The organism is Labilibaculum sp. (assembly GCF_963664555.1).
GTDB lineage: Bacteria > Bacteroidota > Bacteroidia > Bacteroidales > Marinifilaceae > Labilibaculum.
This window is the reverse complement of record NZ_OY761461.1, coordinates 1,235,053-1,261,739: the sequence shown is the minus strand read 5'-3', so window position 1 is coordinate 1,261,739 and position 26,687 is coordinate 1,235,053. Positions and strand designations below refer to the sequence as shown.

At 35.8% G+C, this 26,687-nt stretch carries 25 protein-coding genes and 2 pseudogenes; 4 read left to right on the top strand and 23 right to left on the bottom strand.

What is annotated here, in order from left to right; all coding sequences use genetic code 11:
- Nucleotides 1-141 precede the first annotated feature (141 nt).
- The 3 genes from ACKU4N_RS05130 (at nt 142) to ACKU4N_RS05120 (ending at nt 2,387) form a co-directional block, all read left to right on the top strand.
- On the top strand, nt 142-1,167 hold the full coding sequence (locus ACKU4N_RS05130) for a Kelch repeat-containing protein (protein ID WP_321321231.1): 1,026 nt from the start codon (nt 142-144) through the stop codon (nt 1,165-1,167).
- Between the two features lie 67 nt (nt 1,168-1,234).
- The gene (locus ACKU4N_RS05125; protein ID WP_321321229.1) at nt 1,235-1,594 is read left to right on the top strand and encodes a DUF4907 domain-containing protein; all 360 of its coding nucleotides are present in this window, start codon (nt 1,235-1,237) and stop codon (nt 1,592-1,594) included.
- Nucleotides 1,595-1,667: 73 nt separating this feature from the next.
- Complete coding sequence (locus ACKU4N_RS05120) at nt 1,668-2,387, top strand: LytR/AlgR family response regulator transcription factor (protein WP_321321226.1); 720 nt, start codon at nt 1,668-1,670, stop codon at nt 2,385-2,387.
- Nucleotides 2,388-2,436: 49 nt separating this feature from the next.
- Here ACKU4N_RS05120 and ACKU4N_RS05115 read toward each other — a convergent pair whose 3' ends face one another.
- From ACKU4N_RS05115 to ACKU4N_RS05065, 11 genes are all read right to left on the bottom strand, one after another.
- Nucleotides 2,437-2,916 carry an NADH-quinone oxidoreductase subunit NuoE family protein gene (locus tag ACKU4N_RS05115; RefSeq protein ID WP_101308744.1) on the bottom strand — a complete coding sequence of 160 codons (480 nt, stop codon included), beginning with the start codon at nt 2,914-2,916 and terminating at the stop codon, nt 2,437-2,439.
- 113 nt (nt 2,917-3,029) lie between these two features.
- Nucleotides 3,030-4,802: an NADH-dependent [FeFe] hydrogenase, group A6 gene (locus ACKU4N_RS05110; protein ID WP_407937234.1), complete on the bottom strand. Its 1,773-nt coding sequence runs from the start codon at nt 4,800-4,802 to the stop codon at nt 3,030-3,032.
- A gap of 14 nt (nt 4,803-4,816) precedes the next feature.
- Entirely contained in the window at nt 4,817-6,610 is a 1,794-nt protein-coding gene (locus ACKU4N_RS05105) for an NADH-ubiquinone oxidoreductase-F iron-sulfur binding region domain-containing protein (protein ID WP_321321220.1), read from the bottom strand.
- A 20-nt stretch (nt 6,611-6,630) separates the two neighbouring features.
- A complete protein-coding gene (locus ACKU4N_RS05100; protein ID WP_101308746.1) occupies nt 6,631-7,023 on the bottom strand; it encodes a (2Fe-2S) ferredoxin domain-containing protein in 393 nt (130 codons plus the stop codon).
- 26 nt (nt 7,024-7,049) lie between these two features.
- A complete protein-coding gene (locus tag ACKU4N_RS05095; RefSeq protein ID WP_321321205.1) occupies nt 7,050-7,589 on the bottom strand; it encodes an ATP-binding protein in 540 nt (179 codons plus the stop codon).
- 5 nt (nt 7,590-7,594) lie between these two features.
- Nucleotides 7,595-7,969 (bottom strand): four helix bundle protein, encoded by a 375-nt coding sequence (locus tag ACKU4N_RS05090; RefSeq protein ID WP_156194341.1) that lies wholly within the window; start codon nt 7,967-7,969, stop codon nt 7,595-7,597.
- Between the two features lie 56 nt (nt 7,970-8,025).
- Nucleotides 8,026-8,772, bottom strand: a complete 747-nt coding sequence (locus ACKU4N_RS05085) for a PHP domain-containing protein (protein ID WP_321321202.1) — start codon at nt 8,770-8,772, stop codon at nt 8,026-8,028.
- An 11-nt stretch (nt 8,773-8,783) separates the two neighbouring features.
- Nucleotides 8,784-9,119 (bottom strand): serine kinase, encoded by a 336-nt coding sequence (locus tag ACKU4N_RS05080; RefSeq protein WP_321321201.1) that lies wholly within the window; start codon nt 9,117-9,119, stop codon nt 8,784-8,786.
- Nucleotides 9,120-9,122: 3 nt separating this feature from the next.
- Nucleotides 9,123-10,439: a [Fe-Fe] hydrogenase large subunit C-terminal domain-containing protein gene (locus ACKU4N_RS05075; protein WP_407937240.1), complete on the bottom strand. Its 1,317-nt coding sequence runs from the start codon at nt 10,437-10,439 to the stop codon at nt 9,123-9,125.
- A 117-nt stretch (nt 10,440-10,556) separates the two neighbouring features.
- Entirely contained in the window at nt 10,557-10,910 is a 354-nt protein-coding gene (locus tag ACKU4N_RS05070) for an ATP-binding protein (RefSeq protein ID WP_321321197.1), read from the bottom strand.
- 5 nt (nt 10,911-10,915) lie between these two features.
- A complete protein-coding gene (locus ACKU4N_RS05065; protein ID WP_156194338.1) occupies nt 10,916-11,263 on the bottom strand; it encodes a DRTGG domain-containing protein in 348 nt (115 codons plus the stop codon).
- A 411-nt stretch (nt 11,264-11,674) separates the two neighbouring features.
- Here ACKU4N_RS05065 and ACKU4N_RS05060 point away from each other — a divergent pair, with 411 nt between their 5' ends.
- A complete protein-coding gene (locus ACKU4N_RS05060) occupies nt 11,675-12,409 on the top strand; it encodes an adenine nucleotide alpha hydrolase family protein (RefSeq protein ID WP_321321194.1) in 735 nt (244 codons plus the stop codon).
- A gap of 398 nt (nt 12,410-12,807) precedes the next feature.
- Here the strand turns inward: ACKU4N_RS05060 and ACKU4N_RS05055 are convergent.
- The 12 genes and pseudogenes from ACKU4N_RS05055 to ACKU4N_RS05000 all read right to left on the bottom strand — a co-directional run bounded on the left by ACKU4N_RS05055 (nt 12,808) and on the right by ACKU4N_RS05000 (nt 26,571).
- Nucleotides 12,808-14,873: pseudogene (locus ACKU4N_RS05055) on the bottom strand (S46 family peptidase).
- 199 nt (nt 14,874-15,072) lie between these two features.
- Nucleotides 15,073-15,399 (bottom strand): annotated as a pseudogene (locus ACKU4N_RS05050) (four helix bundle protein); the annotation flags it as partial.
- 68 nt (nt 15,400-15,467) lie between these two features.
- The gene (locus ACKU4N_RS05045; RefSeq protein WP_321321192.1) at nt 15,468-16,046 is read right to left on the bottom strand and encodes a Maf-like protein; all 579 of its coding nucleotides are present in this window, start codon (nt 16,044-16,046) and stop codon (nt 15,468-15,470) included.
- A 2-nt stretch (nt 16,047-16,048) separates the two neighbouring features.
- Entirely contained in the window at nt 16,049-17,008 is a 960-nt protein-coding gene (locus ACKU4N_RS05040; protein WP_321321190.1) for a UbiA family prenyltransferase, read from the bottom strand.
- A gap of 25 nt (nt 17,009-17,033) precedes the next feature.
- Nucleotides 17,034-17,561, bottom strand: coding sequence for a KdsC family phosphatase (locus ACKU4N_RS05035; RefSeq protein ID WP_321321188.1), 528 nt, complete (start codon nt 17,559-17,561; stop codon nt 17,034-17,036).
- Between the two features lie 86 nt (nt 17,562-17,647).
- Nucleotides 17,648-18,424, bottom strand: coding sequence for a Rossmann-like and DUF2520 domain-containing protein (locus ACKU4N_RS05030; protein WP_321321186.1), 777 nt, complete (start codon nt 18,422-18,424; stop codon nt 17,648-17,650).
- A 10-nt stretch (nt 18,425-18,434) separates the two neighbouring features.
- Nucleotides 18,435-18,935, bottom strand: a complete 501-nt coding sequence (locus tag ACKU4N_RS05025; RefSeq protein WP_321321184.1) for a hypothetical protein — start codon at nt 18,933-18,935, stop codon at nt 18,435-18,437.
- A 415-nt stretch (nt 18,936-19,350) separates the two neighbouring features.
- Nucleotides 19,351-20,574, bottom strand: coding sequence for an OprO/OprP family phosphate-selective porin (locus ACKU4N_RS05020; RefSeq protein ID WP_321321182.1), 1,224 nt, complete (start codon nt 20,572-20,574; stop codon nt 19,351-19,353).
- A 220-nt stretch (nt 20,575-20,794) separates the two neighbouring features.
- Nucleotides 20,795-22,132 carry an OprO/OprP family phosphate-selective porin gene (locus tag ACKU4N_RS05015; RefSeq protein WP_321321180.1) on the bottom strand — a complete coding sequence of 446 codons (1,338 nt, stop codon included), beginning with the start codon at nt 22,130-22,132 and terminating at the stop codon, nt 20,795-20,797.
- Between the two features lie 26 nt (nt 22,133-22,158).
- The gene (locus tag ACKU4N_RS05010; protein ID WP_321321178.1) at nt 22,159-23,466 is read right to left on the bottom strand and encodes a glycerophosphodiester phosphodiesterase family protein; all 1,308 of its coding nucleotides are present in this window, start codon (nt 23,464-23,466) and stop codon (nt 22,159-22,161) included.
- A gap of 80 nt (nt 23,467-23,546) precedes the next feature.
- Complete coding sequence (gene glpT / locus ACKU4N_RS05005) at nt 23,547-24,884, bottom strand: glycerol-3-phosphate transporter (RefSeq protein WP_321321176.1); 1,338 nt, start codon at nt 24,882-24,884, stop codon at nt 23,547-23,549.
- A 652-nt stretch (nt 24,885-25,536) separates the two neighbouring features.
- A complete protein-coding gene (locus tag ACKU4N_RS05000; protein WP_321321173.1) occupies nt 25,537-26,571 on the bottom strand; it encodes a putative porin in 1,035 nt (344 codons plus the stop codon).
- Nucleotides 26,572-26,687: the final 116 nt, after the last annotated feature.

Genomic DNA, 26,687 nt, shown 5'->3' with positions numbered 1-26,687 from the left:
TTGTTTTTTGTTTATATTTGTCCTTTAGTAGAATTTAGAACAAGGATTATTTACTTTAATTAATCCTATGCAAATTCATATTTTAGAATGGAATTTTTAAATGCCTATTCAAGATATTAACATTGAAAAAATAAATAACAAATGAGAAAAGTACTATCATTAGGGATTATTGCTACCCTCTTTCTATTTGCAAGTTGTAGTAGTGGAGATGATCTTATGGGAAACTGGGTTAAGAAAGATGATTTCTCTGGTGTACCTAGAAGTAACGCCGTTACATTTACTATTGGAAACTATGCATACGTAGGTTGCGGATACGATGGTGAAGATAGATTAAACAGCTTCAAAAAATTTGATCTGACAAATGAAACCTGGACAAGCGTTCCAACTCCTGATGCTCTATTCAAAGTACGTCAGAATGCAGTTGCTTTTTCTGCTAATGGAAAAGGTTATGTAGGAACAGGCTTTGACGGTGATTACACTCGTTATGCTGATTTTTGGGAATTTGACCCAGCTACTGAAACCTGGACTGAAATTGCTGCTTTCCCAGGTGGTGTTAGAGAAGGTTCTGTTGCTTTTAGCACTGCAACGTATGGCGTTGTTGGTGCTGGTTATGGAGATCTTGATGGTGCAGATAAAAAATACCTAAATGATTATTATAAATTTGATGGTACCAATTGGACTTCAATGGGGACTCATGGTAACAAAGTAAAAGAAGCCAGTTCTTTTGTTATTGGTGGCTATGCTTACATTTGTCTGGGACTCGAAAACAGCGGCGCTCAACAAGACGAAATTTATAAATTTGACATTGCATCAGAAGAATGGGCCACAGATGAAGGTCAAATTAAAAAACTTGACGAAGATAACGACAATGAAGATGTTATGAGGTCAAGCGCTGTAACCTTTGTAATTAACAACAAAGCATATATTGCAACTGGTATGTATGGCAGTAGTCTAAAAAGAGATGTTTGGGAATACAATCCTGCAACTGACAAATGGGATGAAAAAGAAAATTTAGAACTTGAAGTATATTCACGAATAAATGCAGTTGCTTTTTCTAACGCTGAAGGAACAAAAGGATATATTGCAACGGGTAGTTCTGGAACCAGCTATCTTGATGACACTTGGGAATTTCAACCAAATGTAGAAGAAGACGAAGACGATAATTAATAGTTATATAATAACTTACAAAAGGCTGATTCGTTAAGATTCAGCCTTTTTCATTTAGATATTTTTTATGATTAAAAAAAAATACTTTTTTATAATAGTCCTATTGATTGGGATTTTATTCGTTTCTGTTTACCTCTTCACTGGCAAAACGAAACCGGCATATACCATACAAACCTATCAAATTGAAGAAGGCTGGGGGTATCGTATTTTAAAGAATAATAAAGCAATCATCAACCAATACAGAATTCCTGCAATTCAAGAAAAACATACTTTCCCTTCTGAAGAATCAGCAAGAATTGTTGGTGAAAAGGTTCTCGAAAAAATACAACTTAATAAAATGCCATCCATCTCTATTGATGATCTTATGGATTTGATGGTAGTCGATTCCCTGCAACAACCTTTAATTTTGAATGACCATATACATTAACACTATTTAACGTATATGGTTAAATAGTGTTAAGTTCATCCCTTTCCCGGCAAAAGCTACTATATTAGCAGCTATGATAATAGAAAGTATTATTCTTGACCGTGACTTACCTCATATTGAATCCCTTAAAAAATATGGAGAAAGCATTCCCTACCTAAACATCAAAGCTTGTTTTTCAGATTTAAATCAAGCTAAAACTTATATCAACGAGAATAAAACAGATCTAATTTTTATGGATCTGGAATTTGCTCAACAACAAAAAATTGATTGGAGTGAATTCAACATCCAAAAACCGGAGGTTATTATAAGTATGAGATGTGCCTCATATAAATATAAGGATCATTACCTTAGTGCTTTTGAATACATTATGAAACCTGTTTCATTTGAAAAATTCATTCAGATTTTAAACAATATTTACATCCAAAAACAAGGCAAAACTGAACATCCAAAACCTGAAATTAAGAAGAATGATTTTTTCTTTGTTAAGAATAACTCGTTGATAGAGAAAGTGAAATTTAATGAGGTATTATTCTTTAAAGGAATGAAGGACTATATATGGATTCAGACTATTAACAAGAAAATTATCACTCTGCAAACCATGAAAAACCTGAGTATTTATCTACCTGCAGATAGATTTCTAAGAATTCACAAATCCTATATTGTATCATTGGAGCATATCGACATCATAGATAAAAACAGAGTCGTTATTGGTCAGGAAAGAATTCCTATTGGTGATACTTTCCGTTCTTCCTTCTTCAAAAGTTTAAAAGAGCAGGAACTAATTTGGGATTAATAAAAAAGCCTCCGGTCAATGGCCGGAGGCTTCAAATTAGAATCCGGTTCTATTTTTGATATTCTTTAATAATATCAGCTACATCCCCTGCTGAAACACGTCCGTAGACACGTTCTCCGATAGTAACAACCGGAGCTAGTCCGCAAGCTCCCACGCAACGCAAACAGCTTATTGAGAATTTACCATCTTCGGTAGTTTCGCCAACAGGAACACTCAACTGACGTTTGAATTCTTCCAACACCTTCTCAGCACCTCTAACATAACAAGCTGTTCCCATACAAATAGAAATTGGGAATTCACCTTTGGGTACCATCGAGAAAAATGAATAGAATGTAACTACACCATACACATGAGCAACAGAAACGTTCAATTCGCGGGCAATGATTTCCTGAACTTCAGCTGGAAGATACCCAAAGGTCTCCTGAGCTTTATGAAGCACATTAATCAACTCGCTTCCTTCATTATCAAATGATTTGCAAATCTCCACAAGTTTATCCACTTTGGATTTTGCTAATTTAATTTTTGCCATAATATTTTAAAGATTTTAGATGTGAGACTTGAGATTTGAGATTCAGGTTTTTCCTTTTCTCTCATTACTCATCCCGATAGTTATCGGGACTATAATCTCATTTCTATTTAAAACTATTCAACCTCAATATCCTTACTCTTATCGAAATAATGAGTATGCAATAATTTATGAGATAATTCTCCGCATGGCTTACCCAAGAACTCTTCATACAATTTAATGATGTATGGATTCTCGTGTGACTTACGAATAGCTTTTCCTTCATCTTCACGATAAAGAGCTGCTGCACGTTTTTTCAAGATTGAAGAATCACCATGGTGCAATGGCTGACCACCACCACCAATACAACCTCCAGGACAAGCCATGATCTCAATTGCATGATATTGCGATTTACCATCACGGATATCTTCAAGAAGTTTACGGGCATTTCCCAAACCATGAGCAATACCAATATTAACATCCAGTCCGTCAAAATCGACTGTAGCACTTCGAATGCCTTCCATACCACGTAAAGCCTCAAAATTCACATTCTCTAATGTTTTTCCCGTGTAAACTTCATAAGCAGTACGAGCAGCGGCCTCGATAACACCACCCGTAGCACCAAAAATTACACCGGCACCAGTAGATTCACCAAGTGGATTATCAAATTCTTCATCCGGAAGAGTTTTTAAATCCATATTAGCCTGCTTTATCAAGTTTGCCAATTCACGGGTTGATATTGAATAATTCACATCCGGATCGCCATCAACTTTAAACTCATCACGCTGACATTCGTATTTTTTAGCCAGACAAGGCATAATGGAAACAACGATCATGTCTTCACGTTTAATTCCCATCTCATTCGCCAGATAATTTTTAGCAATAGGGCCAAACATTTGCTGAGGAGAACGTGCGGTTGATGGAATATCTTTCATCTCTGGGAAATGGTGCTCAAAAAAGTTCACCCATCCCGGACAACAAGAGGTTAAAATTGGTAGTTTAACATCTTTATCTCCATCCAAATGTCTTTTCAAACGATCCAATAATTCTGTTCCCTCTTCCATGATGGTAAGATCAGCAGCAAAATCAGTATCGAAAACGCTGTTAAATCCTAACTGACGCAATGCTGAAACCATTTTTCCTGTAACCAAAGTTCCTGGTTCCATTCCAAATTCTTCACCAAGAGCTGCACGCACAGCGGGAGCCGTTTGAACAACAACAGTTTTCTTAGGATCTGCAAGATCTCTAATTAGTTGATTGGTATGGTCTTTTTCGGTAAGAGCTCCTGTAGGACAAACTGCAACACACTGTCCGCAGTAAGTACAGGTTGATTTCTCTAAATCCATTTCGAATGCCGGAGCAACAACAGACTTAAAACCTCTGTTTACAGCAGAAAGAGCTCCTACTGTTTGCACATCGTTACACATTGTTTCACATCTGCGACACATAATACATTTGTCCATGTCGCGAATAATTGATGGGGAATAATCAACTTTATAGGTTGATTGCTCACCTTTATAATGCAATTCCCGAACGCCTAATTGTTGTGCTGTTGACTGCAAATCACAGTTTCCTGATTTCGCGCACACCAAACAATCGAATGGGTGATCTGAAAGCATCAGCTCCATTACAGTTTTACGGGCATTTAACACTCTCATGTTGTGAGTATGAATCACCATACCCTGCTCACACTTCGAGTTACAAGATGGTGCCAAATTACGACGGCCTTCCACCTCAACAACACAAATTCGACATCCACCAGGTTTGTGTTCAATTCCCATATCGCCAAGATGCATATAGCAAAGAGTTGGGATATCAACACCGATTCCTTTGGCTGCTTCCAAAATAGTAGTTCCCTGAGGTACTTCTACTTGTTTTTTATCAATGGTTAATTTGATCATTTTTTCCATATTCAAGATCCTCCTTACTGTATGCTTATTGCATTAAACTTACACTTCTCCATACACGCACCACACTTAATGCATTTTGATGCATCAATAATATGCGCTTCCTTACGTTCTCCTGCTATACAATCAACAGGACAGTTACGTGAGCATAAAGTACATCCTACACACAATTCAGGATCAATTACATATTGCATCAAAGCCTTACACTGTCCTGCTGCACACTTGTGATCTTCTACGTGAGAAATATACTCATCATAGAAATTCTCTAGTGTTGAAAGAACTGGATTTGGAGATGTTTGTCCCAATCCGCAAAGAGAAGTATCCTTAATTACAGTACTTAAGTTTCTTAATAGATCAAGATCTTCTTTAGTTCCATTTCCTAAAGTGATTTTATCCAACAATTCGTGAAGACGCTTGTTACCAACACGACATGGTGTACATTTACCACAAGATTCTTCAACAGTAAATTCCAAATAGAATTTAGCCATGGATACCATACAATCATCCTCATCCATAACAATCATACCACCCGATCCCATCATAGAACCTGCAGCAATCAAATTGTCAAAATCGATAGGAGTATCTAAATGCTTTTCTGTTAAACATCCTCCTGAAGGACCACCTGTTTGAACAGCTTTGAATTTTTTACCATCTTTAATGCCACCACCAATTTCGTAAATCACTTCACGAAGAGTAGTTCCCATTGGCACTTCAATTAAACCAACATTGTTGATTTTTCCGGCCAATGCGAATACTTTGGTACCTTTTGATTTTTCACTTCCAATTTTATTGAACCAACCTGCTCCTTTATTAATGATAACAGGAATATTCGCAAATGTTTCAACATTATTTACGTTCGTTGGTTTTCCATTGTACCCTGATTCAGCAGGAAAAGGAGGTTTAACGGTAGGTTCACCACGAAGACCTTCCATCGAGTGAATCAGAGCCGTTTCTTCACCACAAACAAATGCTCCGGCTCCGTAACGCATTTCAACATCAAAATTAAATCCGGAACCTAAAATATCGCTGCCCAACAAACCGTATTCGCGGGCTTGTTTAATCGCAACTTTTAATCGGGTAATCGCCAAAGGATACTCAGCACGAATATAAATCAAACCTTTATCGGCTCCCATTGTGTAACCACAAATAGCCATAGCCTCCAAAACTGAGTGAGGATCACCTTCCAGGATGGAACGATCCATAAATGCTCCCGGATCTCCCTCATCAGCATTACAAACTACATATTTTTGATCAGCCTCATTTTTAGAAGCAAATTCCCATTTTAAACCTGTTGGAAATCCTCCTCCTCCCCGTCCTCGTAATCCAGATTCTTTAATCTCGTCGATTACCGTCTGCGGAGTCATTTCAGCCAAACACTTACCCAAAGCTGCATAACCATCTCGTGCAATGTATTCATCAACATTTTCAGGATTAATAAAACCGCAATTTCGAAGCGCAATTCGAATTTGTTTTTTATAAAATCCCATATGTTTCGAATCACTAATCACCTCTTTGTTCTCCGGATCAACATAAAGCAATCTCATCACTTTACGACCTTTTACAATATGCTCTTCGATTAGCTCTTCTGCATCTTCAGGTTTCACTTCCACATAGAAAGTATTATCCGGAAGAATTTTAACAATAGGACCTTTTTCACAAAATCCGAAGCAACCGGTCATTACAACCTGTACTTCATCTTCAAGTCCTTTGGCTTTAATTGCATCCTGCAAATTGTTTTGAATAGCCTCACTGGCAGAAGCCCGGCAACCGGTACCTCCACAAATAAGAATATGCATTTTATACTTTTCCATAATTGTTGTTTCGTTTAGGTTTAGTCTAGAGTTTTGTAGTTTACAGGTATTATTCCATCGACCAATTCACCATTCTTAATGTATTTTTCAACAATTTGGTCAGCTTTTTTAATATCTACATCGCCAAAAACGATGGGCTCTTTCCCTGGAATCTGAACCTCAATTGTAGGTTCTGCATAGCAATATCCCATACATCCGGTTTGGGTAACTACAGTCCGAATTCCTCTTTTTGCTGTTTCTTCAATAAGGAATTCCATCACCTCTTTAGCTCCAGAGGCAATTCCACATGTAGCCATTGCAACTTTAATCTGTACAAGGCCTTCCGGATCGTTGCTTTTCTCCCTAAGATCCATCTTCGACTGAAGCTCTTCTTTCATTCTCTTCAGATCTGCAAGGGATTTAACTTTTGCCATAATCTCAAATTATTAAAGGTTAAAATTTATATTATTGTGTTTAGGTTCTCGTTTATTAATTCCTTTAAATACTTTATAATATTTGGGTCTGTTACCGAAACATCTTCCAGCACTTCTTTTACTTCTTTTGTATCAAAAATATACTCACCCTTCGTTGTGTGATGCTTATACACAAAATCCATATTTGGATTTGCACTTACTAACAACACAATAACTCCGGCAATATCACCAATAACGGGTCTATCAATATTTTTATGAGAAAACAAAACCTGAAGTTCTGTTCCAACTCCTTCTTTGGAATGAATTTCCAATTTGCCTCCTGTTTGCTCTGCGCTTTGCTTTAACAGCGATAAACCCAGTCCTACTTTACGAGTGGTTCTGGTGGTGAAAAAAGGATCCAATACTTTGCTCAGAACTTCTTCCGACATTCCATACCCATCATCTTTTATAGAAATTGAATAAATGTCATTTTCCAAATCCTCCCTGATCTCCAATTCAACATTGGACGCTTCAGCTCTTACTGAATTTTGGATAATATCCATTATATGTAAAGACAGGTCTTTCAATTTAATTAAGATTTTAGCTGTTCGCAATTGGCTTTTAGCTTTGTTATTAAACTATTGATCATCTTCTCTTCCTGATGAATAAGATCAATTAAATCATTCATTTTTACTTCATTGACATATTTGAGTTCCACCATAATAATTAGCTGAGTCTCCAATTCAAACAAAGAGCCCAATGCAATATCAAGAAATCTTCTAAAGTCAGCATCAGTATTTCGACCACATCCTTCCGCAATATTAGAAGGAACAGAAATAGCAGCCCTACATATTTGACTTCTCAATCCATATTTTTCATTCTCAGGAAGCAACTCCACCAATCGATAAATCCTTTTAACTATTGATATTCCATTTTGCCAAACATTTAACTTCCTGAAATTTCTCATTCTTTTTTTTTTTGCTAAAAACTAAAGGCCAAACGCCAATTGCTGATTTAAACCTTTTACCTTTTTTCCAACTCAACTGTTCTTCCTTCTTCTCCTCTAAGTGCTTTTCTAATTTCAGAAAAACTTGCATCCTCCATTATAAATTGGCTGCATACATTGCCTATATTATCAATATAATGTGCATCTGAACTTTGGATAAAAGTATACCCTTTCAGATATTTATTCTTACTTAAAAACTCATCTTTCGTGGTATGCATTGAAATCTCCAAAGCATCCACTTTCAAATCTGTTGGCAAAAAACCCAGTTGACTGATAATACTATTTTGCGTCTTATTGATATGAGCTGGAATAAACAAACCTTGAAGTTCATGAACTTTCTGTTCAACCTCATTGATTCCCTGATTCAAGCCTGATATCAACAAATTATCTATTTCCTGCACAATCTCCTCTTCTTCGTTTACCACAACCTGGTATCCAAAGTATTTTGTGTCATTTGGAATCTTAGGCAAATGCTGATCAAGATAAATTTGAAAATCAGAAAGCAAATGTTCTGTTTCAAAAAAGCACAAACAATGAACTTCTTCTTTGGTAGTTACCTCTGCTCCCATCATCACCATAATTCCTTCTTTTTCTGCCAACTGCTTGATTAAAGCTGCATGCAAAGTTGAATTATGATCTGTTATTCCCAAAATGTCAACGCCACGTTCTTTTGCAATCCGAACAATATTCACAGGACTCATTTCCAAATCTCCACATGGAGACAGGACAGTATGAGTATGCAAATCAGCTCGAAAAACTTTCATTTCAATTTCATTTACTTCTTTAATAGCCCGAACAATTTCCCTGTTAATTCAAAAGCTTCCTCCTCTGAAGACAGAATAGGAATTCCCTCTAAATTACTTTGTTCTGCAGCATCAGTTTCCGGTTCGTATCCTTTTACAAGGATTATTGCCGCCAACTCCTTTAAAGAGGCAATTGCCATAATATTTTTATGAGTTTGCAAAGTAACCCAAACCTGATTTTCATCTGCATTTCCCATAACATCACTCAAAAGGTCAGAAGTATACCCTCCTTCAATTTCGCGATCCAAACCTGCAGATCCACTGCATACTTTTAATCCCAGTTTATCAACTATGTCTTGTACTTTCATTATCTAATGATCGTTAATATTTTTCTTTTCAAATCTTTTTATCCCCCAGGTATTTTCTGAGATATCAAACGATTCCTGAGGAGTAATTAATCCTTCTTTGGTTAACATCTTTTGAAGGAAAACACATTGTGTCATCTTGGCTTTTCCCTGCACCACATCCTCAGCCAAGGCTTGACAACGTGGTGCGCCGCAAGCGCCGCAATCTATACTTGGTAAAACTTTCAAGATGCGATTGATCTTGGCCATTTTTTTCATCGCCTCCATCATGTCAGTATCCAAACTTAAAATTGACCGAGGTTCAATATTCTTAATTGAAATGTTTTCCAACAGATAAGGGCGATACTTTTCAATTTCTTTCTCTTCAAGAATAATAGGCCTATTCCGATGATACCAATCCCCTCTTTTCCGTAATCGCTCTATAGCTAAAAATCTATTTTCTGTGGTTAAAACACCTCCTGCACAAGAATGATCACAGGCACGCAACTCCAAAAAATCGACGTCCTTAATTTCTTCATTCTCCAACTTCTCCAGCACCTCAATCACATTATGAATTTCATCAATAGCCAGACATCTGCCGGAATACTGTGATGCTTCTCCATTTGTTAATGTCCAGCCAATACTTCTCCTGGACATGTATTTATTTAGCTCATACTTAATTCCTTCTGATTTATTCCGTTTGATACTTAGCAATACTTTATTGTAAATAAAATCCATATTAATAACTCCATCAATAAAAGATTTTTCTTCACCAACAGGACTCTTCACTGCAGCAATTTTTGCCGCACAAGGTGTCACATAAAATATCCCAATATCATCGTCGGAAAACCCTTCATTTTTAAGCTTTTTACGGTAGAACAAAGCAGAAATATCAATAACTGGTTTTAAATGAACGATATGTTCTACCAAAGCAGGAAACTTCACCTGAATCAAGCGAACGATTGCGGGACAAAAACTGGAAATAAAAGGACGTTCCTGATGACGCTTACTCATGTAAGTTTTAGTGGCTTCGGTAAGAATATCGGAAGTTTCATCCACCTCATATACATGAGTAAACCCTAAGTCATGGATAACAGAATAAATTTGCTTTTCGGAAATATTATCTGGGAATTGCCCCAGAAGTACGGTTGGAAGCAGAGCAACCCGTTGCTTAAAATGAAAGATCTGAGTGAAATCATCCTGCTCAACAATAATAGCATTTACCGGACAACATTTCAAACACTCACCACAATCAACACAGGCATTTTTATTAATATCGGCAGTTCCATTTTTCACACGAATTGCCGAAGTTGGACACACATTCATACAATGCGTACAACCAATGCAAACCTCCTCAACTACTTTTAGTGCATGATAAAAATGAGCCTTCTCCATCTTCTTTTTATTTCAGATAGTTAACGATTTCTAATTTGGTTCCAACATTAACTTTACTACTAATAATCATCTGATCTGAATTCTTTTTATATTCGGCAAACCCATACCAGCACCAAAACCCATTTCCCGGACTTTAGGTGTGGCAGTAGAAAATCCTTTTTCCATTGCCTTATCGATATCAGGTATCCCGGGTCCTTTATCTTCAATCCTGACAATTATTTTATCCGGAAAAATTTCAACATTCATATCCCCTTCGAAAGCGTGTGCGACCACGTTTACTTCAGCCTCATACAATGAAACCACTGTTCGTTTAATTATCTTCGAATCAACATTCAATTGCTTCAATATTTTTTTAACTTCACTAGAAGCTGTTCCAGCTTTAGAAAAATTACCCCCCTCAATAAAAAATGTAAATATCATCCCCTTTAATATACTGGTTCTAAACCCATTTCACACAAAATAGAACATGCTTTAAACATTGAATAACTGCATTCAATTAGTGTAATGTTGTTCTCACAAGCCAAGTCTTTCATTTCCTGTGAGACCTTCTTATCCCTCACAAATAAAATGTAAGAAATGTCTGACATTTCCGATGTCCTAATTGTCTGAAGATTATTTAACCCTGTTATTAACAGCAGGTTATCTGTATCTAAAGTTAGTACATCACTCATTAAGTCTGATGCAAAACCAAAACTTATGTCCTGATTCAGATCATCTTTTCCACAAATAACACTTGCATTAAGTTTATCAACTAGATCAGCCACTTTCACCATATCACAGCACCAACTTATGTTTACCAATTATTCTATTCCGATTGCGCTAAGATAAGTATTTGAGTAGGATTAATAAATGATATCTAACGGAATAGATACAAAAAAATAAAATACATATTAAATCTAAATAACTCAATAAAGACAAAACAGATCATGATAAATTGCAATTTCAACACTTCAATACAATCATAGATCAGCAAGCATTTTATGTCAATACCATTGTTCAAAATTCTTGTAGGTCTTAGAATCAAACTGACAAGTTTTTTTTGGTTATATTCGCATACAAGTGCAGAATACAAGAACTCAATTACTTATTTTTTTCTCTATTTAATGAGCATTAAGAAGCAACATATACTCGTTTTAATTCAAGATCCTGAATGTTCCAACGTAGCAATCAAACATGCTTTCACGTTGGCTAAACTTTTTAAATCAGGAGTAGCCTTTGCAAATTACCCTCCCAAAATTGGTAAAACACATCTCTCCATAGGTCATAATCAGATTGAAAAATTCAATCTGCAGTCAATTCCTTACAAAATAATAGAATTAAAAAACAGCAAACGGGAACCTAATCTCAGCATACAAGAATTGGATGCAATTTTTATTGTAACCCAATTTCCTAAAGGATCACTAAATCATTTTCTAAAACGAAATTCCATTTTCAAATGGATACTGGAAGCAAAAATCCCTTCGATTATTGTGACAGAAAGTACAAATCCAAATTGTAAATACGAGAACATAATCGTTCCCATAGATTACAAAAAAGAAAGTAAAGAGAAAATGATCTGGGCCAGTTATTTTGGAAGATTCAACAATGCAATCATTCATCTGATTGCTCCCAATGAAAAATCCGAAGCTTATCATCGCACCATAAAGGCTACATTGCTCTTCACTAAAAAAATGTTTGAACAGTTTAAGTTCGAATACAAAATTGTTAAAACGGAGTGCAAAAGCAGAAACATCAACCGGAAGGCAATTCAATTTTCAAAAAATCTAAATTCAGATTTAATTGTACTCATGTCGAATCGTAATCCTGGCTGGATTGCGTCCTGGTCCGGCCCCAGTCAACTAAAAAGCATCCTCAAGAAAGAAGATAATCCGATCCTATTTATCAATCCATTGAAAGACTACTATTTGCCTTGTAATTAATAAAATACATTGCAGATATGCCCCCTTTATTTCATTTCCGAAACTTGAATTCTGACTAATAAAAAAGAGGCCATTTTAAAAGTACAGTATCACAATAAAATAGAACTTTTTGTTGAAGCAATCTCTTTTATTTTGTTTGTTATACTTCTGGTATTGTCACAAATATTTTTCTACTGCGACGATTATTTTTTTTCTTGCACTGCGCTCAAGTTTTCCCTTGTACAAGACTCAAGTTCTCCCTTGCACCAGGCTCAAGACTTCCCTTGTACTGCGCTCAACCTCTTCCTTGTACAAGGGAAAGGGGCTCCCTAATGCAAGGAAACCCCTTTGTATTGTACAAGGAAATTCTTATAAAATAACAAGAGAAATACATTTTTCTTGTATCCCTCAGGAAATAATTACTCCACAATATTCATCTCATCCAATAAATATCCTGCTCCGGCAAATTTATCGACAAGAAATAATACGTAGCGAATATCCAGTGATACGTTTCTGCAAATCTCAGGATCGTACATTAAATCAGACATTACGCCTTCCCAAGCGCGGTCGAAATTCAAACCGATTAACTCACCATTGGCATTTAAAACCGGACTGCCCGAATTTCCTCCGGTAGTATGATTAGTTGCAGCAAAACAAACCGGCATTTCGCCCTTTGCATTTGCGTAATTTCCAAAATCTTTTGCATGATAAAGGTCTCTTAGCTTTTGAGGAACATCATAATCAAAAATCTCAGGATTGTCTTTCTCAATAATTCCATCCAATGTGGTATAATAATCGTAAGTTACAGCGTTTCGGGCTTTGTATCCGGCTACTTTTCCATAATGAACTCTGAATGTGGAGTTAGCATCAGGATAAAAAGTTCTATCTTTTTGCATTTCCATTAAACCTGCCATATAGGTGCGTTGCAGCTTTGTCGTTTTTGTAATGATTTTGCTGTAAACCGGAGAAATTTCCGATTCGTAAAAGAAGTAAATGCTGTTTGCTAAAACAAAAATAGGATCTTTAGTCAAACGCTTACCAAATGACAATTTATAATTATCCAGTAAATTATTCAATTTATTCTCGTCAGCAAATACCGATTTAGACATTGCCTTCTCTGCATAAGCTTCGAAATCCCCATTGTATTTCTCCCGGATATTTACGATCTCTTTAGGCAGATACTCATCGGTCAGGTTCCCGCTATACATTTTCAGCAAAGCAGCCAAAAGCTTTTTATCTGTTGGATTATTATAATTCTTGAAAAACTCTTCGCTCGACTTTTTCAATTCAGCAACAAGATCGGCAAGCTGATCCTGATCTTTTTTGGCCAGACTTGCCAGTTTCTTAAATTTAACAGCAAAAGTCACAGCTTCTGAGCCACGAATACCAGCCTCAATGGCATAATCGCGGGCCAGACTAATTGGAGTCAACTCTTTGTACAAGGCTCCCATTTCTGCTACAATTCCAGCATATTTTTTCTTCAAATCGTCACTGCTATCTGCCCAGATTTCAAATTTTTCTTCCAATTCTTTTTTCTTGGCAATTGCATTCAATCGCTTTAGTCCTGTAATTTCCCCCTGCCATCTTTTCCATGAATTGGCAACACCTGCATATTTTGCTGAATATTGAATTCGAACCATTGGTGAAGCATCCATATCTGCTCTCATCAAATCCAATTCTTTGTTCTGATTTTGATTTTATGTGGATTATCAACCTTTGTCATTAAATCCAATGCATCAGATGTTAAATATTCTGTTGTAGTTCCCGGATATCCAAAAACCATCGTAAAATCACCTTCATGTACACCTTTAAGAGAAATTTTGAATGACTGTTTTGGTTTCATTGGAACATTCTCCTTTGAATAAGAAGCAGGCTTATTGTCTTTGTCAGCATAAATCCGAAAAATCGAAAAATCCCCTGTATGACGAGGCCACATCCAGTTGTCGGTATCACCGCCAAATTTCCCAATTGCTGATGGAGGAGCACCTACCAAACGTACATCTTTATATATCTCATATACCGATAGAAAATATTGATTCCCATTAAAAAAGGCTTTAACACTCGCACGATAGTCCGAATCTTTTTCGGTTGCATCCTGAATTTTCTTAATATGCCTGGCAATCATTTTCTGACGAACTTCCTCCTTGGTATCATCGGTAATACTATCCAAAACCTGCGCAGTTACATCTTCCATACGAATTAAAAATGAAGCTGTTATTCCTTCATTAACTAATTCTTCGTCTTGACTCATGGCCCAAAAACCATCTTTTAAATAGTCGTGCTCTAAAGTTGAGTGATTCTGAATGGCACCGTAACCACAGTGATGATTTGTTACAATCAGTCCTTTATCAGAGATCAGCTCTCCGGTACAGAAGTGATGAAACGGACTTCCTTCACGTCCCAGACCAACTACTGCATCTTTCAAACATGCCTTATTAATATCATAAATATCAGCTGCAGAAAGCTTAAATCCGGCTTTTTGCATGTCTTCGATATTGTATTTTTCCAAAAGCATAGGAATCCACATCCCCTCATCTGCTTTTACCTGAGTTCCCATAAACAGTAAAACTGCCATGAGAAGTAGACTTAATTTTTTAATCATGATAAGTGTTTAAGTAATGAGTTATTAGTAATGAATTCTGAGTGCTAAAACCTAAAAGTCAAACAAAACATTTATCACATTACTAATTTTTATTATTTTGTTTTGTTGTTACTATTATACTTCTAATTATTTTCAATAATTCAGACGCATCACTTTGCATTGACTGAAATTCATCTTCTGCAATATAATTCGTCTCTTTTAGTAATTCTAACCAATACAAAGATTCATCTGTCTCTTTTTGCGCAATCGCCAATTTATGAATAAAATCAGCTTTACTTTCGGCATTTTGACTTTCTCTAACGTTAACTCCAACTGAAGTTCCTGAACGTAAAAGTTGCTTGCTCAATACAAATTCCTTCTTTTCACTATTAAGATATTTGTATAACATCACAATTCTCACTGCAAACCGAAACGATTTTCTTTGATGATACTTTTACTCATAAATTGATAACTCCTAATTAATAATTCAAGTGGCAATTAGAAATTTAACAGTTCCTGATAAAGGCGTTGAATAGGCAAACCGACTACGTTAAAATAAGATCCTTCAATGCCGTCAATCCCAATAAAACCAATCCATTCCTGAATTCCATATGCACCCGCTTTATCGAAAGGTTTGTAATTATCTATGTAATAATCAATCTCTTCTTCCGACAAGGCTTTAAAATGAACATTAGTAGTTGTAGAAAAACTTATTTTCTTGTCTTTACTCATTAGGCAAACACCACTTATTACCTGGTGCGATCTATCGGACAATGCATTAAGCATTTTAACAGCATCATCTCTGTCGTTTGGTTTTCCAAGAATCCAATCATCAACACAAACAATTGTGTCTGCTGTGATCACCAACTCATTGGAGTTAAGATCCTGCTCGAATGCTTTTGCTTTTAATTCGGCCAGGTAAACCGGAATTTGCTCCGGCGTTAATCCTTCAGGGTAAGTCTCCTCAATTTCTTTTGTTCTTATTTCAAAAATCAAACCCAACTCCTTCAACATTTGGTGTCTTCGAGGTGATTGAGAGGCTAATATTATTTGATAATCTTTGAGATTATTCAGCATTCTTAAAAATTTGTGTGATTGATAACATAGTTTACCACAAAAGCATAGGAAATACCTGCTAGAATGGCAAATCGTATTAGAAAAATCCCTGTCTTAAATTTGTCTCCTTCCGAAAACTGATAAACCCGATAAGCCAATAAAAATAATGGCAAAATGATTAAAATGCCAAAATACCAAGGTGTAATCTGATCCATTGGAGCATTTAAAAACTGGTACCAAACTCCAAAAACCGATACAGATAAAAACAAAATAAGGAGTACGATTACAAGCTTAGCCCATTTTAAACCAATTACAACCGGTAAACTTTGACGATTAATTTCCCGGTCTCCTTTAATGGAAAGTAAATCTCTGATGAATTGTGCAATTAGAACACCAATGAATGAGAAAAAAGAAAAGGCTCCTACCCAATACAATAGGTAATTAAAATTGGTTTTTGAGGCTATTAATATTTCCGAATAAGTTATATTAAGCGGTGGAATCTCGTAAATAACAACCAAAAATGGAATCGCCGCAACCAAAAAAGCCAATAAAAAACTGCCTAACAAAAAGTAATATTTGTAGGATGTTGAATAAAACCAAAGCAAGCCTCCTCCCATAAAAAAGATGAACACAAATTGCCAGTGACCAATTTTATAAGACACATACCCTCCCAGTAAAACTGATATTGCAGCAATTATCTGTTGCAGAAACAGGGCCACTCTTCGCGTAATTTTTCTACCTACAATAACATCTTTCTTATTGATTCGATCTGCTTTCGTATCAAAATAATCATTAATAACGTAACCTGCCGCAGCCATGCAAACAGTTGCAAAAACCAATATTGCAAAATCCAAATCGGCTAATTGAAGCTTAATTCTATTAATTCCCAAAATAGGTTGAATAATAAAATAGCGCATCACATATTGGGTCAGTGCTATAATAATCAGATTGGGTAATCGGATCAATTTCAGATAACTGTTCATTGGGCTGTTTGGGTTAAGGTTGCTTTTATATACTTTGGATATTTGTATCGGCTTCGAGCCATTTACTATGTGCGCGCAATACTTGTTCAATTACATCACGAACACAACCGTAACCGCCCTCTTTATCCGAAATATAGTTGGAAATAGCCTTTATTTGCTCCACCGCATTACACGGGCAAGTCGGCACTCCAATTCTTTTCATCACCTCATAATCGGGCAAATCATCTCCCATATACATAATCTGATCAGGATTTAAATCGTATTTCGCAATAAAATCTTCAAAATCTTTAATCTTGTTTTTCGATCCCATGTAAATGTCTGCAACTCCAAGACCTTTGTAACGTTTTTCGACAGCATCGGAAACACCACCGGTTATAATTGCAACCGGATAGCCTTTTTTTACTGCATACTGAATAGCATATCCATCTTTTGTGTTTGCCGTGCGCAACATTTCTCCCGATGAATCGATAACAATACACTCATTGGAAAGAACACCATCCACATCGAAAATGAATGCAGAAACTTTCATTAAATCTTCCTTAAAAAACGCCATTTTATTTAAAATTGAGAAACAAGATATGAGATGTGAGAAAAACATTCGATTCTACTTCCCATTTTCTTCTTCCAAATACAACAAATTTATTTCCCTTTGTGCATCTTATAGATGCTTTCGCTCACAAATCTATACAATTTTTGAAACACCGGAGAATGTTTTAGCGCCTTCTCATGTGAATTCATTATCTCCTCATCGAAACGTACTGCAGGACCTGTTTGTGCAGATACCGGATCCAACTGCAAGGCTTTTTGTGCTGTCTCTAAAATTAATGGTTTCAACAATTCATAATCAACATCTTTTTCGGCCAATAATTTTTGACCGATGCTATACATGTGATTGGTGAAATTACAAGTGAAAACCGCTGCCAAATGGAGTTGTTTCCGCTGTTCCGAATTAACTAGATGAGCACTGTTTGATATCTGTCCGGCAAGCTCGATTAAATCTGCTTGCAATTTCAAACTATTTGACTCTATACAAATAGGGACATTTGAAAAATCGACCTTACGCTCCTTCGAGAAAGTTTGCAATGGGTAAAAAACCCCATAATCTTCGGCATAGTTATCAAAAATATCCGCAGGAATACTGCCGGCAGTATGAACAGAATTTCCTATTGGAACCGACCATTTATCAAGAATTGGTTGCAATGCCTTATCGCTTACAGCAAAAATGTACAAGTCAGCATTCTTTTCTATTTTCTTTACTGATATAGTAAACGAACAGTCCAACTTCCCGGCCAATACTTTCGCAGATTCAACAGTTCTACTGTAAACCTGCAAAATTTCAATTCCATGTTCATGAAGAGCAAGAGATAGCTGAGTAGCCAAATTACCTGCACCAATCATTACAACTTTTTGAATCATTTTTCTGATTTTATATTATGCCCAATTCCTCGGGAGATGCAGCAATACGTTTTAAAGGTACCTTCCCCCGATCAATCATACCAAACAGTTTTTCGCAGCCTTTCACCAAATCTTCATACATATCTTCGGCAACCAAAACCAATCTGTCGTTCAATTGCTCTAAGTGCTCAACTCCTTCGGGCTGACTTTTACGGGAACAAAGCAGTAAGGATTTGCTTGGAACAAAAGAGTGTGTTAACTGATTGCGCAGCTTATCGTACAGCCAGTGATCATTATTTACAGAACGATAATCGTTTCCCATCAATATATTCAATGATTTTGAAAAACGCTTGGAGGATTGAGCTTTGGCTTTTAAAGGTTTGTTATCTAGGAAACAACCCAATGCCTCTATTGCCTGCCCCATCATTATAAAAGAGAAGAAATAAAATCCTTCCTTTTGCAAACGGCCAATTTCATCAATAAAAATCTTACGAATAAATAGCTTTTCTTCTTCAGCTTTTTCTTTGTCCATGCTACAAATATAAACAGATAATATCGATTACCTTTTCACAATCTTATCGGAAATAGTGAGTATTGCAGAAATTAAGGATAAGCTATGCAGCTATTTTAGGAGAAGACAGCTGAAAGGCCTAATTCTACTATCCCGCGGAAGATTTGCCCCCTTCTCCGCTGTTATTTTGTATCCCTCTGGCAATATATTGTAGTCCTCCACCAATATTGAGCACTTCTCCGGCATTTATTATGAGTTCTCCGGCGTTTTAACGGCTCCCTCCAGTACTATTTTGTCCCATTCTTCAGGATCGTGAAAAGTGTTGGGTAATTGGAAACTTTGCCATACAAAAACATGTTACTCACAACATTTTAACCTGTAAAAAATGCTGCCCATTACAGACAGCATCCTTATTTTCTTTTTATTCTGATGTTTCTTAAAAAGAAAACTGCAAACGGGTTTGAATCATGTTAAAATTCTCTTCCCCATTTAATGCATTTTCATCCAAATCAACATTCGTAAAATTCAATTTCATCAACACATTGTGATTTACATACCAGGTGCATCCCAAAGAAATATCCTTTTGCTTACCACCTTTTATAAAAGCATGTTCATCATTTAAATCAGTTTCATTTATTCTAGCTAATAATTCCAATGATCCGGGTTCAGGCTTAGCCAAACGGGCAGATTTCATATTGTACCTATAATTACCACCTTTAAGTAAAAAACCAAATTGCATATACCAACCTTTGGCTTTGTAATCTTTATCAGATGAATAATCCTTTTTTACATTCACTTTGGAATTAATTAATTCGGACTGAAATGCAACAGGACCCGAAGCTGCAATCATTTCGATTCCAAATTTGAATTGAGATTCAGCATTATCCACTGTAACATCAATAAATCGGCGTCCTTCAATATGTGTTGCTGCTCTTGAACGATACCTTACTGACCTGGTTGTCGCGGTAGATGAATATCCATACCCACTGTTCGTTTCAACAGTAACAGGATTTACAGATCTATACGTTCCAGACAAACCAAAATGCATTATGTTTTCTTTATGAAAGGGAGAAACAACTAATCTTGATGTTATGCCAAAATCTTCATCTTGATTGCTTACAGTATTATTTACATCACTGCCAAACAAACCAAGTGCCCAATAATAACTCTTCCCCCATCTGTCGTAGGAAACTCCTAAATTTCGCCCCGGCCTGAATGCTTCAACAGTACTTGAAAAATTCATAAACTTAATTGTTTTGGAACTCTCTGTTTGTTCAATTCCAAAAGGCTCCAAAAAATGTCCTGCTCTAAAAAAACTATTCGTGTTGATTTTGTATTGCAGAAATACATCCTTAAGAGAAGCATTGCCTCCATCGAAACCAATGTTTATTTTTGCATCCCAGTTTTTCCAAACAGTAGCCTTAAAAAGCAAACGAACATCCCGAATTTCGCTACCACTTCCCAAATCCGTTTTATCATCAAAATAGCCTGCGGCATCCATAAATATACGGCCTCCTATTCCAAATTTAAACTGTCCATCATCAGTGGCCATTTGTATGGATCCTTTTTCAACTCTTAATTTCAATTCATTAGAGTCTTGTGAAAACAAACCTTCTGCAACAAGTAAGAAACAGAAAGTTAAGAGGTAGTATTTTATCATTTTAGAGCTTGTTTAAAAATAACTTATCATTTATTTCGAAACATAAATTTAATAAATAGATCTTTTAGATCAACAATAAATTATTTATTTGACAAAGCAAGCTCATGCTCTTGTTTTTCCTCAAGAATAAAATAATTTAAAATTTTTGATGATATCAAATACAAAAAGAGTGAGGCAAAATAAATTACCTCACTCTAAATTATAAATAGTATTCTTATTACTAGAAGTTCACTTGAACTCTGGCTTTAACCATACCAATTTTTTCATCCAATGGATACACTTGGTTTTGAACATCCATGTAGCTGTAGTTTAAACGAAACATTACATTATCGTTTAAGTAATAGTTAACAGCTACACTATAGCTCTCTGATTTTCCACCCTGAATACTCATGTTTCCAGCTCCGCCTAAAGCAGCACCTAAATCAGCAGGACCATAGGCTCCGTTAAAATAAGTACCATCGATATCATTCAAATTAGTATTATCGTAGCGCAATAGAAATTCATAAGAACCTGCCTTTGGGCGATTGACATATGCTGTTGAAGAATTGTAAGAATAGTTATCCCCTAAAAGGAATCCTGTTTGTACGTAATAAGCTTTTGTTTCGATATCACGAAGCTCACCATACCATCCTGGGTAATCACCTGGTACAGTTGGCCAAGCATAAGTTACATAATAAGCTGGGCCATCTTTCATTAACTGCGTAACATAATCGTCATCACGAGTTACTTTAGTCTTAGTGTATTCAGCTTGTAACATGAAAGGTCCGCTAAGAACTAAAGACTGAAAATTGTAACGCATATCTGTTCTTGCATGAGCAATATCAGCATTCAAAAATTTATGCTCAGGACCAGCTGCTAAAACGACCTCACGATTATAATCATCATCGTTTAGGCTATTAAAACCATTAGCTTCAGGAATACGATATGTAAATGAACCTCCTAATTGAAAAGTTACTTTGTCGTTAACAATCGGAGTATAAACCAATTTTGTTGTTGTTGAAAACCCCTGATCTCCTTTATTATGATTATCTACTGAGCCCGCAAAAATACCAGTTGACCCATAAAACTTATCGGTATAGTAAGTATAACCTAAACCTATGCTTCGACCGATTCCCATAGCTTCTGTAGTATTGGAAGCTCCAATAAAACGAAGATCTTTGCTTGACGCAGATCCCTCAATACCGAAAGGCTCGAAGAAATTACCAACTGTAAAAATGCTGTTTTTCAAATAATTATATCGCAAAAACGCATCTTTGATTTTCACTTCGTCATTACCAAAACTAACATTTATTTTAGCACTCCACTGTCCCCATTTCACTGTTGTTCCCAACCTAACATCACTGATAGAAGCATCAGAACTTAAATCGGTTACATCATCGAAATAATGAACACCATCCATATAAATTCTACCATTAAGACTAATTTGATAATCTTTATCGGCTGAGGTCAAAACGATTCCTCCTTTATTAGATTCAGCAGTTAATTGTTTCTCCTGACCTATTGCACTTGTCGCCACCATTCCTAAAGCTAGTGTAGCGATATATAATTTTCTTAACATATCTTTATCTATTATAGATTTAACAATTAGTAGCCTAAATTATCCATTACTTCCTGAGCCGTTCCAACTACTTCGCGGTTTTGATAATTCATTGACAAATCAGTCAAATTAGTAAAACCACCATCGATAAACATATTAGGGTTCACATCATACTTATAATCACCACTGATTTCACGAGCAGGATCGTCAAAACGTGATACTCCAGCATAAAAATAATCACCATTGTATCTTCTTAACTGATCTTCAGTATCAAAAGAATAAGCATGAACAATCATGCCTGCACGGTGATACATTTCACACATCCAAGGCTCTGTTAAATCAGGATAACCATTTGGCTTTCCTTTTACAGAAGGACCAGCAATGTGACAATTGTACTCCACTGAAAAATTGATGAATTCAGCTAAAGATTCAATAGAATTTGAAGGACGAACATAAGCTGCACTTTCGTCTTCCCAAAGCAACATACACTTAGGTACACCAGGTAATTCTTTCTCCAATTTCACAACAGACTCACGAGAGAAAGTTTGTAAAATAAAACGACCATTTGTATTTGCTACATCAACTTTACCAGGAATTGTTGCAATTGCTTTAGGAGAATCTGTAATATTCCAACCTGCATCAGTTAAAAAAGCAGCTAAGTCAGCTTCCATTCCACCGAATAAATATGGTTCTTTAGTCTCAGCATAAACTCCCGGACGGTTACCATTATCCTGCAGATCTACTTCAAACTCGTAATATCCAGCCCATAAACCTGCCTCATCTAAACGAGTCATATCTTTTACTGGTTCACCAGCTACACGCTTAATTCTCATTCCTTCAGAAATTTTCAAAACTTCTTCCAAAGTTGAAATTTTTTGTCCTACAAATGACTGACGAGCATTTTCTGGTACTGCAATATTAAACCAAGCTCCAGCATCTAGCTTACGTAACTCTGCCAATGTAAAATAACTTACTGGGTAATCTTCTTTTCCTGGAAATTGACTTTCAATATTTGAAGTACGACGAAGATTTCCATCATGTAAAGCAAGCAATACGCCATCTTTAGTTCTCTGAAGATCAATTTCTAAATAATCAGCACCCATATTACGAGCCCAACGAAAAGCAGCTTCAGTCTCTTCCGGAGCCCAAAAAGTAGAACCACGGTGAGCAATAACAGCATCTGCCTTCACATAATCACGAACTACTTTTGCTTCAGCGCTTAGCTCTTTAAGAGGATAAGTTTTATAATTATTATAAGGATTATAATCAGGAGTGTCATCTTCACAACCTGCAAATCCAATACTAGACAGGATAAAAGCACCTGCCAGCAAATTTTTCACATTAAAGTTTTTCATATGTATTAAAATTTAGGTTTGTAATTATTTTTATTTGAATTAGTCATTTTAACAATCAAGCAGTATATCTGATTAAAGTCTTAAACATGCAAACCATTATGCCCATTGCGTTCCTGTATCCAAGAAATACCTATCAAAATAATAGCTGCAACACAAGCTGCCAGAAGAACGATGAATCCACCATCCCATCCCCACATATCTACAACGGCACCCATTGCAATATTTGCAAACAATGCACCTCCCATGTAACCAAACAATCCTGTTAAGCCTGCCGCGGTTCCTGCTGCTTTTTTAGGAACCAAATCCAGTGCATGAACACCAATTAGCATCACAGGACCATAAATCAAGAAACCTATACAAATTAGAGCTATTGAATTCATTACAATCGACTCACTAAACCAATACATTAGTACCGAAATGAAAACCAATACCATATAAATGATACTCACAGGAGCACGTTTTCCTTTAAACACCTTATCGCTTAAGTAACCACATAATATTGTACCAGGAATACCTGCCCATTCATAAGCAAAATACGCCCAACCTGTTTCTTTAATTGAGAATCCCTTGGCTTCTTCAAGATATAACGGAGCCCAATCAAGCACACCATATCGAACCAGATATACAAAAGCATTTGCAAAGGCAATTGACCACAACAATCTATTTTTTAAGATGTATTTCATAAAGATTTCCTTAGCAGTCATCTCCTCCTCGTACTTTTCAGAATAAGAATCAGGATAATCATCTTTAAATTTTTCAATATTTGGAAGTCCACAAGACTGAGGTGTGTCACGAATTAGCAACCAGGCTATAAATGCGACCACCAATGCTACAAACCCGGGAAAATACAACTTTGATTGCCAATCAGTAAAAATTGCAACACCCAAAATCGCTAATGGCCCAATAATTCCTCCACCAACATTATGTGCTACATTCCAAATAGACATTTTTGTTCCACGTTCCCGAATAGAGAACCAATGCACCATTACTCGACCACATGGAGGCCATCCCATTCCCTGGAACCATCCGTTTAACAAAAGCAATACAAACATGATTGCAATAGATGATGTAGCTACAGGAAGAATCCCCATTACAATCATTGTAATAGCGGAAAGCACCAAGCCAAAAGTTAAAAAACGTCGGGCATTACTTCGATCCGAAACATTTCCCATTATAAACTTACTAAGACCATATGCTACAGAAACTCCTGATAAAGCAAAGCCTAACTGTGTTTTAGAATACCCCAATGCAATTAAATCCGGCATCGCCAATGAGAACACTTTCCTCACCAAATAATAACCTGCATATCCAAGAAATATACCTACAAACACCTGCAAACGCAATCGTTTGTAAGTTGGGTCAATTTTATTATCGGGCAACATTTCCTTGTGTGCTGCCGGTTTCAAGAAACCAATCATATAAAAATATTTAGAGTGATTATATTAATCTAACACGTTGTAATTTGTGTTTTTTCAATTTGTTTTTTTATCCTAGCCGAATTAAATCATTCAACTTCTTCAATTCAATTACTATTGATAACTTTTTTAATGATTTTTAAAATATACCTCATTAGAAAATACATTCCATAATTAAATACATAACTCTACCGTATATATTGTATTGCTATGTATTAAGATCAAAAAAAAATCAGCACTAGCAATTCGTTTTAATTTTAATTGACGACAAACATAGGAATAAAATAATTTCTCAACAAAAATAATTACAATCACCTCACTATTTATAATCGTTCTGCAATAGAAACATGTAAACATCTACTAATCAGTCAACAATACACATATACTGTACTTTCACTTTATGATTATAACAAACAATTCAAAATAAACAACACTCATAATAATAATAATAACCTAAAAATATCTTCATTTAAAAATTTCAGTAATATTTCTTTAATATAAAGAGGTAATCCTAAAAATTCAACATTCAAATCAACTCCATATATTAATCAAGATCAAAAAACACAATGTTAGATATAGTAAACAATCAAAAAAGAAGACAAAAAAAGACCGCTCAAGAGCGGTCTTTCGTATACAACAAAATTATATTTTATTTTTAGAATTTAAACTCAAAGTTTACGTATACCATTGAGTTGTCGTTCGAAGCAGATTCTTTTTTCATGAATCCTTGGTAATTGAATGCCATTTTAACACCTTTCGCTGGTGCATACTGAACACCTGCAGTGATGGCACTCCCATTTTTTGATAAATTCCACTTCTCAGTCTCTCCTTGTAAAGTGTTTGAAGTTAAGTAATCATATCTTCCAAATACTTCCCATTTCTTATCAAATGTATAAGTTGAATAAACCGACATTCCCTCCAAATCGTGATTGTCCGCAGCACTTGAATATTTAGTTCCATTAATCAATTGATTATATTCTGCGGCCAATCTAAATTTTTCAGAAAATTTATAGCCAACAAAAGTAGCTAAAGCTGTTACTGTTACATCTTCTTCACTTCCTCCTTCACCAACAACAGTTGTTGTATTCGCATCGGCATACACTTTTGCGATTAAGCCCTTGTTCTGATAGAGTAGACTTGCTCCTACTTTTTGTTTTCCATCTTCATCCTGCACTTTTTTATATCCTTCACCATTAATTACAAATGCATTTGCAGAAAAAGAATCACTTAGCTTAAAATTAGCTTTTATCCCTAAATCAGCGCTCGATCCAAAACCATATTCATCGTTAAATGATTTCATAATGTAACGATATCCCCAAAAGCTTTCCTGATCTGAAAACTGAACGGTACCAATCATACCTAAAGAAACTTTTACTGCAGAAGATGCTTTCCACTCCAATTGAGCTTTCTTAAGAAAAACTGTATAATCACTACCACCATCATTTTTATCGACATCAAGAGTGATACTCGCTTTTAATCCTTTTGCAATACTATAATCGTACCCAAAGTAAGCTCTCTTAATTTCGAAGCTGCTTTCTTTTTCTGTTCCTTTTGACATATCGTAATGATAGTTAAAGAACACTTTACCATTCACTTTTCCTGATGGCGTAAAATCTGCTTTATCCTGGGCTGCAACTGTAAAACCTATAAACAATGCTATTGCACCAATTAATAATTTTTTTCCTTTCATTTGGTTTGTTTTAGTAGTATGTAATTTTTTCGCAATTAAGTCGACATATTTTCTTAATAACTGACGGCAAAACTAATTCCTTTCTTAGATGTCACACTCTTAAATGTTTTAAATAA